We start from the raw sequence: 17,992 nt of genomic DNA on the forward strand, positions 1-17,992 counted from the left end.
ATAGATAACACGATAAAAAGGGGGATGACCAATGTCGATGAAAACAAGCGAAGATAAGTTTACGGACCGCGTTGATAAAGGGCTACACGATTCCTTCATGCGTGGAGCTGTTTCGAGTGCCCAAGGACGTTTTCAATCACGTCGTTTAAGTGCTGCAGAAGAGTTAGGAAACTGGGAGGATTGGCGTTCACACGGGGAAGAAATCCGCCAGCATGTACTAGAAAACCTAGACTATTATTTATTTCAGCTAAGTGAGAATGTCGCGAAGCGTGGAGGACATGTCTTCTTTGCGCAAACTGCTGATGAGGCAACCGAGTATATTAAGAGTGTCGCAGAAAAGAAAAACGCTAAAAAGATCGTAAAATCAAAGTCGATGGTGACGGAAGAAATCAATTTAAATGCGGGTCTTGAGCAATTAGGTTGTGAAGTGATTGAAACCGATCTAGGAGAATACATTTTGCAAGTGGATGACCATGAGCCCCCTTCTCACATTGTTGTTCCTGCGCTCCACAAAAATAAGGAGCAAATCCGCGATGTTTTTAAAGAGAAGCATGGATATCAACAGACAGAAAAACCAGAAGAGCTCGCTTTACATGCCCGTGAAAAACTGCGTCAAGAATATTTGACAGCTGATATCGGAATCACAGGATGTAATTTTGCTATTGCTGACACCGGCTCGATTACCCTCGTGACAAATGAAGGAAATGCCGATTTGGTATGCGCCTTACCGAAAACACAAATCACCGTTATGGGAATGGAAAGACTGGTTCCATCCTTTGAAGAGATGGAAGTTCTTGTTAGCTTATTAACGAGAAGTGCCGTAGGACAGAAACTGACGAGCTATATCACCACGTTAACAGGACCAAAAGAGGAAGGCGATGTCGACGGACCAGAAGAGGAAGGCGATGTCGACGGACCAGAAGAGTTTCATCTTGTTATTGTCGATAACGGCAGATCGGACATTCTTGGCGGAGAATTCCAATCGATTCTCCAATGTATCCGATGTGCAGCCTGTGTAAATGTATGTCCCGTTTATCGGCATGTCGGCGGACATTCATACGGCTCCATCTATTCTGGTCCTGTCGGTGCGGTGCTTTCACCGTTACTAGGCGGATATGATGATTATAAAGAGTTACCCTATGCTTCGACTTTATGCGGGGCCTGTACAGAGGCATGTCCGGTGAAAATTCCGCTGCATCAGCTTCTTCATAAACATCGCCAAGTCATCGTGGAAAAAGAAGGACGAGCTCCGATATCTGAAAAGCTTTTGATGAAGGCATTCGGGTTTGGTGCATCCTCCCCTGCTCTTTATAAATTTGGTTCAAAACTGGCTGGACCGGTAATGTCACCATTTACGAAAGATGATAAAATCTCAAAAGGTCCGGGACCATTAAAAGCATGGACAGATTCAAGAGATTTCCCGGCACCAAACAAAGAAAGATTCCGTGATTGGTTTAAAAATCGTCCACAAGGAGGGAATCCATCATGACCGGTATCATACAGAATCGCGATGCTTTTTTAGGAAAAATCGCCAGCTCACTTGGCCGTGAACAGAAAACAGAAATAGAAAGACCGGTCTGGAAATTTCATCCCCAAGATGAAGTTCTAAAAGGCGCCACACAAGATGAGCTTGTTGATGTGTTACGGGAACAATGTAAAAATATTCATACGAATTTTGTTATGACCTCAACGGCCAAGCTATCGGACTCATTAAAAGAAGTGGTAAACCACTATGGCGGCGGACCAATTGTCACATGGAAAGATGAGCGCTTTTCTCAATTTGGCCTCGAAAAAGTAATGAAGGAAGAATGGCCTCAAGAGGGGATTGATCTTCATATTTGGGATCATACAAAAGGCGAAGAAAATATCGCGAAGGCCGAGGCAGCAAATGTCGGAATTACGATTAGTGATGTGACACTGGCAGAATCAGGCACAGCGGTTCTCTTTAGCAGCAAGGATAAAGGTAGAACCGTCAGCTTTTTACCGGCGACTTCCATCATTATTATCCCGAAAAGCAGCATCGTTCCCCGCATGACACAAGCGGCCCGTATCATAAATGAAAAAGTAAAAAACGGCGAACAAATCGCCTCCTGCATCAACTTCATCACAGGACCAAGCAACTCAGCAGACATCGAAATGATCCTAGTCGTTGGCGTGCATGGACCCATAAAAGCAACCTACATCATAGTAGATGAAATGTGACCATGGGGACGGTTCTGACCATGGGGACGGTTCTGACCATGGGGACGGTTCTGACCATGGGGACGGTTCTGACCATGGGGACGGTTCTGACCATGGGGACGGTTCTGACCATGGGGACGGTTCTGACCATGGGGACGGTTCTGCTGGCAAAAAAGCCGGCAGAACCGTCCCCATGGTCCTCAGTTTTTTAGAAGAGTTAGGTGCCCAACCATTTCTTTCGCTTCAAATTTTTCCATCGGCGGAAGTGCTATAACGGTCAAAGAACCTGATTTAATCTCGGTTAATCCACTATCACGTATACTGAAAAATCCTCTTTTTTCTAACTTTTCAAGCTCGGCCTGATTACCCTTCAAAATAATTTTCTTCATTCCCGTCTGTACCCATTCAACAAAGTCATCATATCTTTCAGAAAAAGCTGATTGTGACGACATCATGTTTATCGTACTGAGAGTTGCAGCATGTGCCACTTGCGCTGCTGTTTTCCCCTTCGACATGACTAAATCTTGATTTACAATAAAATATTGAACGAGATCTCGTTTATCCATTTTCATTATCAGCCCTTCATTAAAAATCTTTCCATAACACAATCTATCCTTCTTTGTAAAATTCTCCGTTACATTATGTATATCCCTCTCCTACTAGCTTATAACATACACCAAGATGTAAAAACTCCTTCCTTTACTTTAAGCCTGTTCTAAAACTTCCCCTAAACATAAAACTTCATGGAAGACCAGCAGAACCGTCCCCACGGTTTTGGTTTACAATAAAGTTCGAAAGCCAAATGTTAGCGACAAATACAACCAAATAAACGAGAAAGGATAAATACAATTTCCAACCCATATAGGTGAAAACATGAAATTTCACTGAAATCCATTCTAGAGCGGTAGCTGCCCCTGCCCAAAAAATAATATAAAATAAAAGCTTTACACCCTTGGTTTTATAATGTTGATAGAAGTTCACTACAAAGTAAGAAAGAGTAGGGTAAGTTGCAAAGTGCAATAATACATCAAATAATTCATGTGTGGTATGATCGATCGTAAAGTAAAAGTCATTTGGTTTTACACTAATGGTAATATCGGCCATCAAAGCAAGAAAGACATTAAATGTCCAAATAATAGTGATGGTAACGGCAGATAAGTGTCTAGGTAATTTAAACATGAGGGCCCAAGATAAAACTGTGGAAATAATAATAAATATTTCATTTGCATCAAATTGCTTAGGAAGAGGTAAAATCATCTAGTCTTCACCTCTTTGTCTCTATTAATAAGTTTTTCTAAATAAAAGGAGTAAATAGCCAATAATAAAATAATTAGACTGTATCTCAAATATCCATAAAATACATTCCAATTTACCCATTCCAAATATCCAATTTGAACGAAATATATTTCGATAGAAATTAGTGCAGTTAAGAATATGAAGAGATGAATAAGTTTACTAAAAATTGAACTAGTAGAGAACAAAATATAAATTAACCATAAAAGTAAGGCTGGCTTGAGTGTCAACTCAGGAATTTTTTGTGTCCAAAAAATCAGTTGGCTTGTAGGATCTTGCTTTGTTAATTTTAAATTTATGTTAATGATTACACCTGAATTTGTAATAAGAATATTGGATAAAAAATAACAACCTAAGACGTTAGTGACGTTCATTTTCTTCATCAAAAAATACAAAGAAATGATAGAAAAAATTGCTAATAGTAGAAAAATCCACAGTGTTTTAATGTTAGTCACCTTCTTTAGTTATCTGTACAGTATTTTATACTTAAAGTTATTTTTTATTAGTGGCTATAGAGCATTTCTTTGTAATGAGGAATGCCAAATAACTCTTTTTATCAAAAATGTATGGAATATTTTGAACTTGCAAAATCCGTTTTGGAACTTTCGGTCAGCCTTATACCAAAATAAATTGTGGCATCTAAACAGAAGACTGGGCATTTTCGCTAAGAATTGTAACGGAAATGTCCAGTCTTCTGTTTATGTGGGTTCTTAAAATTAAAAACCTGCCGCAAAGGGGTAGTCTCAAAAGGTCTTTTCAGAAGCGCCTATTAATGTAAAACCTCATTTACTTATGATAAGGTTCACCGTAACAAATATAGTGTAACTAGCACTGCTTATGGGCAGAATAATCCTAACCTCTTTTGTATACCTTCGTAAACTTCTATTGGCATTTCCTTAATCTTGATATCTTCACCAAGGAAAAGCAGCCAATTTGTTATCTCAGTCAATTCTTCGAGATTATTTACATTGATAAAAGTCTTTAGAATGGCTGTGGCTTGGTAAGGATTCGTATAGGAAATGGATAATTTTAAAGGGTGGTATTTTTTAAACTGGGCAATCGCTTTTGGACCAAGTACAAGGTAAAGGTTGATTACTTCATTCTGCTTACTTAGTTTTTCTAGAATTTTTTTCTTACTCCATCTTTTGTTCGTTGGGCAGGGTTTGACATTGGTGAGATTGTCGACTTGAAAAATCTGCCTCTTTTCTTCCTTTATGTCAAAGCCTTCAATCAGCCAAAGGCTTTTTTCACGATAAAGGTTCAAGAGATAAATAGGATAGGATTTTATTACATTCTCCTCTTTACTGGTAATTATTAAATATCGATCCAAAAGAAGGAGTTGAATGAGTTTTTCTAACATCGGATGTGGGAGGTCTGAAAGATCAAGCAGGTCAGGATTATTCGGGTTGGTCCCTTCGAATAGCAAGATTTGATTTAATAGAACAAGGTCATCTTGCTGGTTTGCGGAGATGAGGCCTAGTAATTTTTCAGCTAAAGATTGACGACTCTTTAAAAAGGGAAGTTGCTGGTTTCTTGTGGCCATAAAGGCAATAAAAAGAGCTTTGACCTCATTATCGGTAAAGCGGACATCGGGCAGGACAGAGTTGTGCATGACAAAATAGCCCCCATCCCTTCCAACTTCAGCAACAAGCGGCATCCCCATGGCTTCAATTTCTCTGATATCTCGAATAGCAGTCGAACGAGAGGTATTAAATTCTTGCATGATTTCAGAAATGGTAAAGTGGGAGCGGTTGTTGATATACCGCATAATGGTATTAATCCGTTCAACTTTTTTCATTCAGCTACGCACCTCCTAAACAGTATCACTTTTTGACATGATTTAAGGTTATTATAAATCCATCGAGTGAAAAGACAAATCATTTGATTAAAATTTTAAAAAAGGAAGGTTTTGAATATGGCAGATTATATTTTAGAAGAAAAAGATAGCTTTACCGTTTTAGGTTTTGGAACCGAGCTTAAAAGTGATTACACAGATTATGCTGGCATTATTAAGGAAAAGTCAGACTTTTGGCATTCCGTCAAACAAGATGGAACGCTTGACACTTTAAAAGCGGTAGCCACAAACGACTACATTTTTGCCGTGAACGAAGCGGTGAATAACAAGATGATGCATTATGCTGGGGTCATGACAGAAAAATCCTTACCAGAAGCAACAAGAGTGATCCAATTTCCAAAAGGGGAATACCTCGTTGTCAAAGGGGAAGCGGGAGGTTCTGAAGAGTTGAGTAATATTCTAACTGGCATTGCCTTTGGCCAAGCCTTGCCAGAAGCAACGGATGTTGCCTATGTTGGCGGGCCAAATGCATCGGTTGAGATGGGGCAGCGCGATGGCTTAGTTTTTGGTGAAATGTGGATTCCGGTTGTTAGGAAATAATGAAATATAAGGAGGGTGGAAATGTCCTATACCGTTGATTTTAAAAATGTTTCTACGGTTGGTTTAGAGTCTTCACCAATAGCAGATGCACTTGCTGGTTTACGTGCGAATGAAGCCCGTTACTTTATGAACAAATATAAGCATGAATTTACCGTTGTACCAGCAAGCGAAAGCCAGGAAATGATTATGTGAACCAAATTTTGAAAAAAGAACGGGATATTGAGTTTGCGGCCAAGCCTTTAGAAACGTCGCGCTTCCAAGTGGAGAATATCAATTGGACCTACGTCTTTTATGAGGATGGTCTTGAGGTTAACGTCCTTTATACGATTGATGGCCCTAAGCCGAAGCGTGCCGTCGGTTTTAAGCTTTCTGAGGGTATGGAGGTACCAAAGGAGTTAGAAGGGAAGTTTAAGTTTGCTAGGCAGAAATCTAAACTCGCTGGAACCATTCGGGGCTCGTATTTTGTCATTAAAGGAGAATATTAAAGGAAGCTAAAGTAATGTTTATTTAGGTATTCACATAACATAACAGCACTTCTCTACTAAAAAAGAGTGAGTGCTGTTAGTTTTATTTGCAAAGACCTCATTTACTTATGGTACAGTTCACCGCACCTATTGAAGCGGCAGTTTCATTTAATTTGCAGCATACTTCTTTTTGGCAGAAATGTGCTTTTTTACATAGGGGATAACGAATCTATCGAAGCCGTAGTAATACCTTCCTTTTCCAATAAATAATAGGATCATTGCTACTGTGAAAAGCTTTGAATCTGGGCTGGATAACCCAACCCCCGCCATAATAAAGTTAAAATTCATAAAGGCACCAGCCATTAAGGCCGGAATGGTCACTAACCCTAAAATTAATCCTAAGCCAACAAGGAATTCTCCCCAAGGAATAAGGATGTTAAAAAACTCTATATTGGGTAACGCAAATCCTTCGAGGAATCCGGCATACCAACCTGGAACGGTAGGATGATCTCCTCTTGCATTCGCGATTGCACCTTGTAAAAATCCACTTACCTCAAATCCAGATCTTATTTTATAAAAACCTGCTTCAATCCATTGAAGTCCTAACCAAATTCGTAATACAGGCCAAATGTATGCCATTTTTGTTCCATTTATATGTTTTCTCATAATGAGTTTCTCCCTTTGTTTGTGAATCACTTCACAAAAGTGATTATAAATTTTTGAATACTGTGGCTTTTTATGTAGTATTTCACTTAGACTTTTGCCACTCAACCACTGATATCTTAAACATCACCTCCGCAAGCTAACAGTCATAATGTTGGTGCCCCCCTAATAAAAATAATCCGAATTTCATCATGACATTCTGTCTCCTTTAATTTTTATACGCTTATTTTAACGAGCCAAATCATTTATTACCTTGATTTAGGTCAATATTAGGACGTTGGTTTAACTTAAAAATAAATGTCCTTCATCCACTGGATGAAGGACAATTTATTGGTTTATTATAATCCGTTAGCCTATACTACTTACAATCCGACGTTAATTTATCGTTGCTGAAGAAGCAGCGGCCTGATCGGCCTTCACACAATCAATGGCAACAACGAGTGCAATCATAATGGTTTCCATCGCTTCATCCAATATTTGAACCTTGTAGCTATCTCCCCAAGTGAACCATTCCTTGCTCACTTGACCTACGACTTCACCTTGCTGTAATACCTGGAAATCCATATCCCACCAATTACCCTGTACTTCAATGCCTGCACCATCAATCGTATAGCGTGCCTTTAAAAAAGAAAACTCCTTCTTAATCGTGAATACCTCTCGACCATTCACCTCGACAAAAAACTTCGGTAAAAAACTGAACGCCTTTTTCGTGACGAGTGCTACTTCATCTCTTGTTGTATTCATAATGGAGAATGTCTTGGGAATTTGCATAAAACTGCCCTCCACGTAATAGACATCCTTCTCCTGCTGATCCTTTACTGTGAATTTGCCACTAAGACTGAATACCTTCTGCTTTATATAAAGTTGCTTCATATTACGCCTCCCTCTTATGTAGCATATTACTAATAAACAGACTATTTCAACATTATCATCGCTTTATCAATGGTATCATATATAATGATAAAAAGTGTGACATGATTTCTATCCGAAAGGGCGTATAAATTTGCTGATTATCATTAGTTTTTTGGTGTTGGCTTTTCTCGGTGGATTCATCATTATAAAAGCAAGTGGGATAATTATTTTTATTGGTTTTCTCTTTGGATTGGCTGTCATACATTTGGGGATATGGAAAAAGAATGTCCTGGTGACAATACTGGGAGTAGTAATTTTGGTAGTTACTTTCCTATTACCTGGTCTAATGTTTTTCAACTATTAATATTGGGTAAAACCTTACAGTCATGATGGAGGAAAAACGTAAAATTCTAGGACATAAAAAATGAAGCACGAGAACCTTCCTCGTGCTTCATTTCATTAGGCTGTTTTTGCAACAATTACTGTTAAAATCTTAAAGCCGATTTTAACGTGGAAATAGTTATTTTGCGCCTTTGAAGTTAGATTGCAAGCTCTTTTCTTATTAAATTTATGCTGTTTTCTTCTAAAACACAGCACAACCATTAATTTTTGTTACAAAAAGCATCAAAGTTTAAGAAAAGAGCTCTAATTAAAAACCAACACGCATTGTGTCTGGATGTGATCCTGCACGACTGTCTTGATTTAATCCATCGATTTTTTCCATATCCTCTGAGGATAATTCAAAATCAAAAACGTTTGAGTTATCAATAATTCTTTGTTCTTTGACAGACTTTGGAATCGTAATGACCCCATGTTGAAGATCCCAGCGCAAGATAACCTGTGCAACAGATTTATTATATTTATGAGCGATTTCTTCAAGAATAGGATGATTTAGAAGTTGTCCTTGTTTCAACGGGGACCACGCTTCCAGTTGAATCCCTTCGTTTTTACAAAATGCCAGCAGCTCTTTTTGTGTTAAATGTGGATGAAACTCTACCTGGTTGACCATCGGTTTAATTTCGGCAGAAGCGATTAAATCCTCTAAATGGTGAATCTGGAAGTTACAGACGCCAATGGCACGCACACGCCCCTGTTTGTAAAGCTCCTCAAAAGCCTTCCAAGTCTCTTTATATTTATCTTTCCCAGGCCAGTGAATTAAATAAAGATCCAAGTAATCGAGCCCAAGCTTGTCAAGACTGGTTTCGAAGGCTTGTAAGGTAGATTCATAGCCTTGATCGGCATTCCAAAGCTTTGTCGTAATAAACAAGTCTTCACGGGGAACACCCGATTCTCGAATGGCTTGTCCCACACCTTCTTCATTCTTATAAAAAGAGGCGGTGTCGATACTCGTGTATCCATTCCTTAGTCCAGCCTTTACAGCCTGGATAACCTCTTCCCCGTCGGTTACTTTAAAAACGCCTAATCCCATCCATGGCATCTTCACACCATTATGTAAGGTCGTCGTGTCCTTTAAATTCTTTGGCATCATATTTTTCCTCCTTAATATTACTTGCATCCCAAGTTTTTTACTAAAAGCGGGCCATGAGAACCGTCCCCATGGTCCTTTTTTTTCCTCCTTATTATTACTTGCTTCCAAAAGTGACCAGGAGAACCGTCCCCTAGTCCCTCGCAGCTCTAACTTTAGCAACATACTGCTTCGCATATTCGGTGATTTTTTCGTATTCGCCTGTTTTTGCTGGTGCTACTAGATTGCCGCCAACTCCAACTGCGACACATCCATTTTTGATCCATTGTTCAACGTTATCTAAGTCCACGCCGCCAGTTGGCATGATGTTTACTTGTGGAAGCGGTGCTTTAACGGCCTTCACAAATTCAGGACCAAATGCATTTCCAGGGAACAATTTAACGATATCCACTCCAGCTTCTAGTGCACGTTTGATTTCAGTGATTGTCATGCAGCCTGGCATATAAGGAACTTGATAGAGATTACATAGCTTTGCCGTTTCCTCATCAAATGTTGGACTCACAACGAACTCCGCTCCTGCTAGAATCGCAATTCTAGCTGTGGTAGAATCAAGAACCGTTCCTGCCCCAATCACTACATTACTATGATCCTTATACATAGAAGCTAATTCTTTAATTACTTCATCAGCGCCTTGCACGGTAAAAGTAACCTCAATTCCTTGAATACCGCCTCTAACACAGGCTTCGGAAATCTTAACGGCCTCTTCCTTTGAATCTGCCCTGACAACCGCAACAACACCACATTCTGTCACTTTCGATAAAATAGTTAATTTTTTCATCATGTCCATCCTTTCTGCTAATCCATTTTTTATAAAATTAATAGTAAAATAATTGGCTGTGTTCCATTATTGATTTTACAAATCGCCTCTATTTAACGTATCATATAGTAGAATGATGTTCCATAATAAAGAACATATGAAAAGAATATCATTTAACTATTCCCAATAAAAGAGGTAGATGTAATGTCTAATGTTCAGTCAATTGAACGTGCCCTAACCATATTAAACAAGCTTTCTGAATACCCAGATGGCATTCAAATTGCGCGTCTGACAGAGCAGGTTGGTCTAACAAAAAGTACAATTCATCGTCTATTAGCTACTTTAGTAAGTATGAATTATGTTGTAAAAGATGAAGAAACAGACAAATATAAACTCGGATTACAAGTCCTCTTTCTTTCTAGAAACCTATTAAATAACTCGAGTATTGTAACGATAGCAAAACCATATCTCGAGAAACTATCACAAGAAGTCAATGAAACCGTTCATTTATGCATAGAGGATCACGGAGAAGTGATTTATATTGATAAAATTGAAAGTAATCAAACCATCCGAATGTATTCTCGCATTGGAAGCAGAGCTCCCATGTATTGTACGGGTGTAGGAAAAGTATTACTTTCAGATGCGACTCCAGACCATCTTAATAAAGTGATTTCAAACACCGAGTTTATTCCAAAGACCCCGTACACAATCACCTCAAAAGAAGCCTTTTTAAAGGAAATTGAAATGGTTAAGATCCAAGGTTATGCCTTAGATAATTCTGAGAATGAAGAAGTTCTAAGATGTATTGCTGCACCAATCTATGACCACAAAGGAAAAATCATAGCAAGCTTTAGTATTTCAGGACCAAGTAATCGCGTGACAATGGAAGTAATCAACAGTACATTAATTGAAAAAATGAAACAGTATAGTCTAGCAATCTCAAGGAACCTAGGATACTCTGGTTCTTGATTAAGGTGGTATTCTCATTCCATGAGAATACCCTTTTTTTTGTGATTGAATACTAAAAGCAAAAGTAAGGAAACCGCTAAAAAAGGGTTATCTTTACTTTTGCAATCAACTAAAGCTCTACTTTCGAGCCTTTCATATAACCTTCTAAACCCTCTCTATCAGGTAATCCGTCATTATCTCCTGGTGACATGACCGCAAGAGCCCCAATGGCTGCCCCGCGTTTAACAGCTTCCTCGATAGGAAGACCTTCCAGTATTCCGCTGACCACACCAACAGCAAAGCCATCACCTGCTCCTACTGTGTCGACTACTTTCTCTACAGGGAAACCCTCCGTATTAAATTGTTTTCCTTCAGAGCTGGTAAATGCACCTTTTGCCCCGAGCTTGATGACAACGGTTTTCACACCTGCAGCATGATAGTAAGCCGCAATCTCCTGAACTTCTTCGCTGCCCGTTAACAGCTTACCTTCTTCAATACCAGGAAGAACGATGTCTGCACGACAGGCTAGATCATTAATAACTTGAGCCATTTCCTGTTTATCAGCCCAAAGACCGGGACGCAGGTTAGGATCATAAGAAATTTGCACGCCCCTTGCTCGAGCCTCTTTCATCAATTCGTAGACCATCTCCCGGCAGCCAGCAGACAATGCTGGTGGGATGCCTGTCAAATGAATATGGTCGAAGCCATCCCAGTTTATGTTTTTGATGGTTTCAAGATCCATATGTGAAGCGGCAGAATTCTTGCGAGCGGAGAACACTTCCGGGTCACCGCTTGCCACCTTTTGTTTCCACTGCATTCCCGTCAAAAGATGAGGATCATAGGTTACATAACTAGTATCAATTGCGTTCATCTGAAGAAATTTTTCGATGTTTTTTCCAAAGGGATCGCTTCCCAATTGGGTAATATACGTAACCTGATGTCCTAAACGAGACATACCGATGGAGAAGTTCACTTCTGCACCTGCAACAAATCGATCAAAACGATTAACATTTTCCAATGGACCCTCTTGCTCTGCAACAAAAAGTGCCATAGGTTCCCCCACAGTGATAATTCGACTCATGATATTTCCTCCCTGAATTTAAAGAGAGACATAGATATGTCTCTCTAGGTTATTAAGCCGTAAGTTTTTCCCCTTTTTTACTACCTAACTCACCATTTTTCTTTTTCATATAATTAGAATAATATGCTGTCAAAATAGGTACTAATATTGAAGTAACAATGACGGACGTTGCCACCATCGCAGTAGCTGATTGTGCTGCTGTAAGAAATTCCGGTTTCATTTCGGCAATAAGCATTGGGTTGGCTACTGCAGCCCCTGCTGTACTAGAAGCAGCAAGTCCTGCTGTACCATTACCTTTTCCGATAAATTTATCAGCAAGGATTAATGGAACACCTGTAATGATGATGACGAGAACACCTAATAAAATACCGCTAAGACCTGTTTTTCCAATTACCGCTAAGTCAATCGTGTTACCTAAGGCAAAACCAAAGAATGGAATCATTGTTTCTGTTGCTCTACTGAAGAATTCACGTAAATCTTTATCAAGGTTTCCAAGAACAAAACCAATTAGGAATGGTAATACTGCACCAACAAAAGCTTGTGGTTCAAATACAGCTACACCTGTACTGCCTAAAATCAACATGGTTACTAACGGACCTGATTCAAGGGACATTAAGACAAATGCACCGGCATCTTCTTTTGATCCGTATTGCTGCATAATAGAGGCATAAAGACCACCATTCGTCATATCCATTGCAGCTACTAGCGCAAGAACGGTAAATCCAGCAAATATACCTGTCTGTATTCCATCAACTGGCAGGAATTGCATAGCAATAACAGCAACGATCCATGCAACCGCTATCTTTGTTATCACAAGTGTTCCTGACTTTAGTAAAACCTTACCTGATGCTTTAATATTGATACTTGCACCCATACAGAAAAACCATACTGCTAGAATTGGAACCGTACCTGATATCAATCCATTCGTAAATCCTCCGAAATACTCGCCCGCTCCAGGTGTAAACGTATGGACAAGCGCTCCTAATACTAATGGCACTAACATTAATCCACCAGGGATTTTTTTAATCGACTTCATAATATTCATTTTGAATACCTACCTCTCAAGTCTGCATAAGGATAATTAATCTGCTGAAATGCACCGATGGTCCTTTAGAAACCGTTTCCTATTTACCTGTAGGTCGAAACAGTTTTCCTTTTGTCTCCGCTTACAATTTAACTTTAAGAACTACTTTTCTAACCTTTTGCTTTTCGCCGGCAATAATCCCTGTCATATGAGAATCCTCTGGGAGACAGATCATAACGTCTCCCGGATTCATCGTGATAATGGAATGGACATCCCCTTCAAAAAAGGCTGCATCCTTCTCTTCGTTGTATGCTTCTTTTACCTGCTGATGTTCAATATGGTCGACTGCTATGTTTTCTTTGCCTTCTAAAATGTAATGAAAGTCTAGATAGACTTGGTGAGCTTCCCAAAAGCAAGCTTCTGCTTCTTTCGTTTCATATTCGTTCAAAAAGAAGAACAAATCCTCACCAAGCTCATGACGTCCAGCACCATAGGCTGAAAAGTCATGTTCTTTTAATAGTAGTAAAGTAGATTGTATTTTTTCAGAAAGAGTTTGGCTTTCTACTAAGTCATTTAATTTACCTTTTAGCACGTTATCAGCCCTTCCGATGTGTGTACCTGAGTGTTAGCGGACTAACCAACCGCCGTCAACGGCAAGAACATGTCCGTTCATATAATCAGATGCCTGACTAGCTAGGAATACAACTACTCCCATGTAGTCTGCCGGTGTAGCCCAACGGCCAGCTGGAATACGAGAAAGAATATCTGCACTTCGCTCTTCATCTGCACGAATGGGAGCTGTATTGGCTGTTGCAACATAGCCTGGTGCAATCGCATTAATTTGGACATTGTATTGTGCTAACTCATTTGCAAAGGATTTGGTAATACCAGCAACGGCATGTTTACTTGCTGTGTATGGCGGAACAAACTTACCACCTTGGAAAGATAACATGGAACAGATATTAATGATTTTTCCGCTTTTTTGCTCGACCATTACTTTGGCAACAGCTTGGCTTAGAAGATAGACTGCGTTCAGGTTAATCTCCATGACAGCATCCCAATCTTCTTCTTTGTATTCAAGTAACGGACTACGTCTGATGGTCCCTGCATTATTAACAAGAACATCAATTCTTCCATATACACTTAGGCAAGTATCAACAATTGTTTGTAAAGTTTCTCTAGCTGTTAAATCTGCTTGATGAAAATATACTTTTCTTCCTGTTTCTTCAATAAGCTCTCTTGTTTCATCCCAGTTCGTATCATAAGAGACAATAAATAGATCTGCACCTGCTTTCGCTAGTGCGACAGCATACCCTTGGCCAAGACCAGTATTTCCTCCTGTCACGATAGCAACCTTACCTGTTAAATTAAAAAAATCTAGTGAAAAATCTCTTAAACTCATGATATAGCACCTCTATATTTCTATTTTAGTAGTCTGGCAGTTGTAAGATGAATGGCGCAAACCAAATTATCTCAATTCATCCATTGTTACTTGATCCATATCGTTGTAGGTTTTATTATCGCCTGCCATTGCCCAGATAAAAGTATAATTGCTTGTAGCAGCCCCACAATGAATCGACCATGGAGGAGAAATCACCGCTTGTTCGTTTTTCATCACAATATGACGCGTTTGTGTTGGTTCGCCCATCATATGGAACATTCTTGCATTTTCATCTAAATCAATATAAAGGTAAACTTCACTTCTACGGTCATGTGTATGTGTTGGCATTGAATTCCACACACTTCCCGTACTTAACTGAGTCATTCCCATAACAACCTGACAGCTCTGAATTCCTTCTTTGTGAATCATTCTGCGAATAACCCGATCATTTGCTGTTTCTAATGCTCCTAATCGATCACCTTCAATATCTTTAAAGGCAACATGCTGAGTCGGATATTCTTTGTGAGCTGGTGCAGAGTACAAGTAAAATTTCGCAGGACTTTCTGCTGATTCACTTGAGAAAAGCAACTCTCTTTTACCTAATCCGATATACAAGCAATCTTTATTTTCCATATCAAACGTTTCCCCATCAACAGTGATTGTTCCGGTGCCGCCAACATTGAAAATCCCAACTTCTCTTCTCTCTAGGAAATACTCAGCTTTCATCTGATCATTGCCCTTTAGAGAAATCGTTTCTTCAATAGGAGTGATTCCACCAGTAATCGCACGTTCTTCCATCGAATAAACCAGTTTAATTTCGCCTGGTACAAATAATTCTTCTATTAAATAGTGTTTCCGAATTTCTTCCGTAGTAAATGTTTTGGCATGATCTGGGTGTGTTGAATACCTGATTTCCAAAGTGTACATCTCCTTTTATACTAGCAAATTAGTCGTTCCATATTGTGGAACGATGTTTCATAATTTAATTATAACGCTTTCTTTTCCAAAAATCAAAGCATAATGTGAAGAAATAGTGAACCTTTTCTCAGGACATGGGGACGGTTCTCCCGGTCTTTCCTAAACGAAAAAAGGCACAGCTAGCTACTTCCGCTAGTTGTGCCTTTTTGAGCGCAATACTTCCTATTTTCCTCTCGCTTATACCTTGCTACTACGAAAGAAGAGTCGACTTTTCTAATAAAATACTTTTCACTAATTCTTTCTTTTCCGGACTGATTGAACGGACTGGTGCTAAGACATCTGTTGAAATTTCAATTCCCCGCAGACGAATCGCTTCCTTCACTACATTCATAAAAGGTGAATCGAGTTTATATAAAGGGAGTAAGTCAGCCAATTTACGATGCTGTTCGATGGCTTCACCGTAGTTTCCTTGATTAAAAGCTTCGTATATTCCGACTGACAATTCTGGTGCAAAAGTTGCAGTCAAAGGAATGGATCCATCTCCGCCAAGGGCCAGCGTATTAAATAGGTGCTCATCATAGCCGCAGAACACAGCAAAACTTGGTATTTCGGACTTTACAACTTGAATTAATTCTCTCGTATGCCCAACAGCTAAAACAGTATCTTTAATACCCACAATATGTGAATATTTTTTAGCCAGTTTAAGTACTAAGTCAGCTGACAGGTCTTGTTTTGTTAATTCTGGGTAGTTATATAAAATAATCGGCAGGTCAACATTTTCTGCAATCTCCGCATAATGGTGGAAAAGGCTTTCCTCCGTTAGCTTATAATAATTATAAGTTTAAAAACTGTATCTGATAATAGATACAGTTTTTGTATTTAAACAAAAAGAGAGTTTTTAATGTCATAATTAGAAAATATAGAAAATAGAAGGCCTTAAAGGTCTTTGGGCCAATGTACATTTCCATCCAGTTTTACAATCTAAAACTCTTAGTCTAACAAAATACACATTAATTAAATAGAAGAAAAACTTACTTATTTTTCAGTGATTTAAGATACTTTTTTATATTGTTTATATTCATAATATTGTGATAAATTAAAGCGATATACAGGCTCCCTGTGTAAGAAAACTGAGAGATGAATAAATAAAAGTTTTATCAATTGACCTTTATAGGGTTAACAAGGAGGAATGTATTAAATGAAAAAAAGGGCATTAGCACTAACCGTATTAATCATGCTCTCCCTTATTACTGTTACAGTCGTTGGAGCAAAGTCGTTATATGTAACAAAACCAGTGCCAAAAGGGGAAAGACATTCCATTTCAGAAATTGTCCATCCTAGTAGTAAATGGGAAAAGGTAGCTGCCGGAAGCGGATTTATGGAGGGCATTAATTTCGACCGCAGCGGAAATATTTGGATGGTTAGTCCGCCTACAGGCGAAATTATTAAGGTCGAGGACGATAAGCTTTCAATCGTAGAAACATATGTAGGGGACCTCCCTGTAGGGACAAAGTTTCACAAGGATGGACGCCTTTTTATCACAGATGTTACTGGAAAACTTTATGCCTATGATCCTGTTACTAAAAAGCGCACGACCATTGTTGATTCCTACAATGGCAAACCTTTAAATGGACTAAATGACCTCGTATTTGACCAAGCTGGCGGACTTTACTTTACAGAGCCAATGGGATCCAGTGCAACGAAACCAATAGGCCGTGTCTTCTACCTGCCGCCAAATAGTGAAGAACCAGTACTCTTTCAAGAAGGTATTGCTTATCCTAATGGGATTGCGATTTCAGCGAACGGTCAACGTGTTTATATCTCTGAATTCGCTACAAATCGAATTATCTCTGTACCTTCAAAGAATGCTAAAGACGCGCGTGAAACACCGTTTGTCTTCGGTCAATTTGAAGGCGGAATCGGTCCAGATGGTTTAGCCGTCGATACGGAGGGCAATCTTTATGTAGCCCATTTCCAGGCTGGTGAAATTGTCATACTTGATGCTAGTGGATTTAAATACGGTACCATTCGCCTGCCTAAGGATGCGGGGACTTTTACCACCAATCTGACTTTTCATAATGGATACCTTTATGTAACAGAGTCATCGAAAAATGAAGTCTGGCGTATTGAGGTCAAAAAGGAAGGTTTGCAGCCTTACGGATTACAATAGAATTAACAATGATAGAGGTTTTTATGGATAATTTATAGACAAAAAATAATAGTTTCTCCCTTCTACAAAAATCTCTCGGGTTTCCTAGGGCTGCCACAAAACTTTTTTTTGTGACAGCCCCTTTTTTTGTTGTATCAAGAAAAGAAACGTAATCATGTACATTGGGGTCAGTCACCCGCTTTGATACCGCTTTAACGCAGCGGAGGACTGACCCCAAATCTCACGCTCTGTCATATAAGGAGAGATATGTACCATTCTGTATAAACTATTTTCGCCTCCACTATTCAATTGAATTTTTAAAAACATCTTTTCATTCGACAAAAATATTGGTAATTCGACAAAAAATATTGACCTTTAAGAATTAAACATATAGAATTTT

At 39.1% G+C, this 17,992-nt stretch carries 17 protein-coding genes and 2 pseudogenes; 6 read left to right on the plus strand and 13 right to left on the minus strand.

Features of this window, described 5'->3' with window-relative positions:
* The first annotated feature begins 31 nt into the window (after positions 1-31).
* Together QNH48_RS27615 and QNH48_RS27620 are read left to right on the plus strand one after the other, a co-directional pair.
* Positions 32-1,489 (plus strand): lactate utilization protein B, encoded by a 1,458-nt coding sequence (locus tag QNH48_RS27615; RefSeq protein WP_283952845.1) that lies wholly within the window; start codon positions 32-34, stop codon positions 1,487-1,489.
* Positions 1,486-2,202: a LutC/YkgG family protein gene (locus tag QNH48_RS27620; protein ID WP_283952846.1), complete on the plus strand. Its 717-nt coding sequence runs from the start codon at positions 1,486-1,488 to the stop codon at positions 2,200-2,202. Before QNH48_RS27615 ends, QNH48_RS27620 begins: the two co-directional genes overlap by 4 nt.
* A gap of 179 nt (positions 2,203-2,381) precedes the next feature.
* Here QNH48_RS27620 and QNH48_RS27625 read toward each other — a convergent pair whose 3' ends face one another.
* From QNH48_RS27625 to QNH48_RS27635, 3 genes are all read right to left on the minus strand, one after another.
* Positions 2,382-2,747 carry an aminoacyl-tRNA hydrolase gene (locus QNH48_RS27625; RefSeq protein ID WP_283952847.1) on the minus strand — a complete coding sequence of 122 codons (366 nt, stop codon included), beginning with the start codon at positions 2,745-2,747 and terminating at the stop codon, positions 2,382-2,384.
* Positions 2,748-2,922: 175 nt separating this feature from the next.
* On the minus strand, positions 2,923-3,438 hold the full coding sequence (locus tag QNH48_RS27630; protein ID WP_283952848.1) for a hypothetical protein: 516 nt from the start codon (positions 3,436-3,438) through the stop codon (positions 2,923-2,925).
* A gap of 871 nt (positions 3,439-4,309) precedes the next feature.
* Positions 4,310-5,272, minus strand: a complete 963-nt coding sequence (locus QNH48_RS27635) for a helix-turn-helix transcriptional regulator (protein WP_283952849.1) — start codon at positions 5,270-5,272, stop codon at positions 4,310-4,312.
* A gap of 117 nt (positions 5,273-5,389) precedes the next feature.
* Here QNH48_RS27635 and QNH48_RS27640 point away from each other — a divergent pair, with 117 nt between their 5' ends.
* A complete protein-coding gene (locus QNH48_RS27640) occupies positions 5,390-5,869 on the plus strand; it encodes a GyrI-like domain-containing protein (protein WP_283952850.1) in 480 nt (159 codons plus the stop codon).
* A gap of 21 nt (positions 5,870-5,890) precedes the next feature.
* Positions 5,891-6,354: pseudogene (locus QNH48_RS27645) on the plus strand (phage tail protein).
* 147 nt (positions 6,355-6,501) lie between these two features.
* On the opposite strand, the gene QNH48_RS27650 reads toward QNH48_RS27645, so the two are convergent.
* The 4 genes from QNH48_RS27650 to QNH48_RS27665 form a co-directional block, all read right to left on the minus strand.
* Positions 6,502-6,999, minus strand: a complete 498-nt coding sequence (locus QNH48_RS27650) for a DoxX family membrane protein (protein ID WP_283952851.1) — start codon at positions 6,997-6,999, stop codon at positions 6,502-6,504.
* A 372-nt stretch (positions 7,000-7,371) separates the two neighbouring features.
* Positions 7,372-7,869 carry an LURP-one-related/scramblase family protein gene (locus tag QNH48_RS27655; RefSeq protein ID WP_283952852.1) on the minus strand — a complete coding sequence of 166 codons (498 nt, stop codon included), beginning with the start codon at positions 7,867-7,869 and terminating at the stop codon, positions 7,372-7,374.
* A 628-nt stretch (positions 7,870-8,497) separates the two neighbouring features.
* Positions 8,498-9,334: an aldo/keto reductase gene (locus QNH48_RS27660; RefSeq protein ID WP_283955902.1), complete on the minus strand. Its 837-nt coding sequence runs from the start codon at positions 9,332-9,334 to the stop codon at positions 8,498-8,500.
* 133 nt (positions 9,335-9,467) lie between these two features.
* The gene (locus QNH48_RS27665; RefSeq protein WP_283955903.1) at positions 9,468-10,112 is read right to left on the minus strand and encodes a bifunctional 4-hydroxy-2-oxoglutarate aldolase/2-dehydro-3-deoxy-phosphogluconate aldolase; all 645 of its coding nucleotides are present in this window, start codon (positions 10,110-10,112) and stop codon (positions 9,468-9,470) included.
* 183 nt (positions 10,113-10,295) lie between these two features.
* On the opposite strand from QNH48_RS27665, the gene QNH48_RS27670 reads away from it, so the two are divergent.
* Complete coding sequence (locus QNH48_RS27670; protein ID WP_095251488.1) at positions 10,296-11,060, plus strand: IclR family transcriptional regulator; 765 nt, start codon at positions 10,296-10,298, stop codon at positions 11,058-11,060.
* Between the two features lie 109 nt (positions 11,061-11,169).
* Here the strand turns inward: QNH48_RS27670 and QNH48_RS27675 are convergent, their stop codons facing one another.
* The 6 genes and pseudogenes from QNH48_RS27675 to QNH48_RS27700 form a co-directional block, all read right to left on the minus strand.
* Positions 11,170-12,120: a sugar kinase gene (locus QNH48_RS27675; RefSeq protein WP_283952853.1), complete on the minus strand. Its 951-nt coding sequence runs from the start codon at positions 12,118-12,120 to the stop codon at positions 11,170-11,172.
* Between the two features lie 52 nt (positions 12,121-12,172).
* The gene (gene kdgT / locus QNH48_RS27680; protein ID WP_095251486.1) at positions 12,173-13,165 is read right to left on the minus strand and encodes a 2-keto-3-deoxygluconate transporter; all 993 of its coding nucleotides are present in this window, start codon (positions 13,163-13,165) and stop codon (positions 12,173-12,175) included.
* Between the two features lie 121 nt (positions 13,166-13,286).
* The gene (locus QNH48_RS27685; RefSeq protein WP_283952854.1) at positions 13,287-13,736 is read right to left on the minus strand and encodes a NanQ anomerase/TabA/YiaL family protein; all 450 of its coding nucleotides are present in this window, start codon (positions 13,734-13,736) and stop codon (positions 13,287-13,289) included.
* Positions 13,737-13,769: 33 nt separating this feature from the next.
* Positions 13,770-14,546: a 2-dehydro-3-deoxy-D-gluconate 5-dehydrogenase KduD gene (kduD, locus tag QNH48_RS27690; RefSeq protein ID WP_283952855.1), complete on the minus strand. Its 777-nt coding sequence runs from the start codon at positions 14,544-14,546 to the stop codon at positions 13,770-13,772.
* Positions 14,547-14,612: 66 nt separating this feature from the next.
* Positions 14,613-15,443: a 5-dehydro-4-deoxy-D-glucuronate isomerase gene (gene kduI / locus QNH48_RS27695; RefSeq protein ID WP_095251483.1), complete on the minus strand. Its 831-nt coding sequence runs from the start codon at positions 15,441-15,443 to the stop codon at positions 14,613-14,615.
* Between the two features lie 250 nt (positions 15,444-15,693).
* Positions 15,694-16,263: pseudogene (locus tag QNH48_RS27700) on the minus strand (dihydrodipicolinate synthase family protein); the annotation flags it as partial.
* Positions 16,264-16,641: 378 nt separating this feature from the next.
* On the opposite strand from QNH48_RS27700, the gene QNH48_RS27705 reads away from it, so the two are divergent.
* Positions 16,642-17,613, plus strand: a complete 972-nt coding sequence (locus tag QNH48_RS27705) for an SMP-30/gluconolactonase/LRE family protein (RefSeq protein WP_283952856.1) — start codon at positions 16,642-16,644, stop codon at positions 17,611-17,613.
* Positions 17,614-17,992 lie beyond the last annotated feature (379 nt).

The organism is Neobacillus sp. YX16 (assembly GCF_030123505.1).
Classification (GTDB): domain Bacteria; phylum Bacillota; class Bacilli; order Bacillales; family Cytobacillaceae; genus Neobacillus.

Bases quoted from the DNA above. Each gene is read 5' to 3' on its own strand.
- QNH48_RS27655 (WP_283952852.1), bottom strand. From the start codon at position 7,869: ATGAAGCAACTTTATATAAAGCAGAAGGTATTCAGTCTTAGTGGCAAA.
- QNH48_RS27620 (WP_283952846.1), top strand. From the start codon at position 1,486: ATGACCGGTATCATACAGAATCGCGATGCTTTTTTAGGAAAAATCGCC.
- kduD (WP_283952855.1), bottom strand. From the start codon at position 14,546: ATGAGTTTAAGAGATTTTTCACTAGATTTTTTTAATTTAACAGGTAAG.
- QNH48_RS27630 (WP_283952848.1), bottom strand. From the start codon at position 3,438: ATGATTTTACCTCTTCCTAAGCAATTTGATGCAAATGAAATATTTATT.
- QNH48_RS27705 (WP_283952856.1), top strand. From the start codon at position 16,642: ATGAAAAAAAGGGCATTAGCACTAACCGTATTAATCATGCTCTCCCTT.
- QNH48_RS27670 (WP_095251488.1), top strand. From the start codon at position 10,296: ATGTCTAATGTTCAGTCAATTGAACGTGCCCTAACCATATTAAACAAG.
- QNH48_RS27665 (WP_283955903.1), bottom strand. From the start codon at position 10,112: ATGAAAAAATTAACTATTTTATCGAAAGTGACAGAATGTGGTGTTGTT.
- QNH48_RS27650 (WP_283952851.1), bottom strand. From the start codon at position 6,999: ATGAGAAAACATATAAATGGAACAAAAATGGCATACATTTGGCCTGTA.
- QNH48_RS27675 (WP_283952853.1), bottom strand. From the start codon at position 12,120: ATGAGTCGAATTATCACTGTGGGGGAACCTATGGCACTTTTTGTTGCA.
- QNH48_RS27660 (WP_283955902.1), bottom strand. From the start codon at position 9,334: ATGCCAAAGAATTTAAAGGACACGACGACCTTACATAATGGTGTGAAG.
- QNH48_RS27625 (WP_283952847.1), bottom strand. From the start codon at position 2,747: ATGGATAAACGAGATCTCGTTCAATATTTTATTGTAAATCAAGATTTA.
- QNH48_RS27615 (WP_283952845.1), top strand. From the start codon at position 32: ATGTCGATGAAAACAAGCGAAGATAAGTTTACGGACCGCGTTGATAAA.
- QNH48_RS27640 (WP_283952850.1), top strand. From the start codon at position 5,390: ATGGCAGATTATATTTTAGAAGAAAAAGATAGCTTTACCGTTTTAGGT.
- QNH48_RS27635 (WP_283952849.1), bottom strand. From the start codon at position 5,272: ATGAAAAAAGTTGAACGGATTAATACCATTATGCGGTATATCAACAAC.
- kdgT (WP_095251486.1), bottom strand. From the start codon at position 13,165: ATGAATATTATGAAGTCGATTAAAAAAATCCCTGGTGGATTAATGTTA.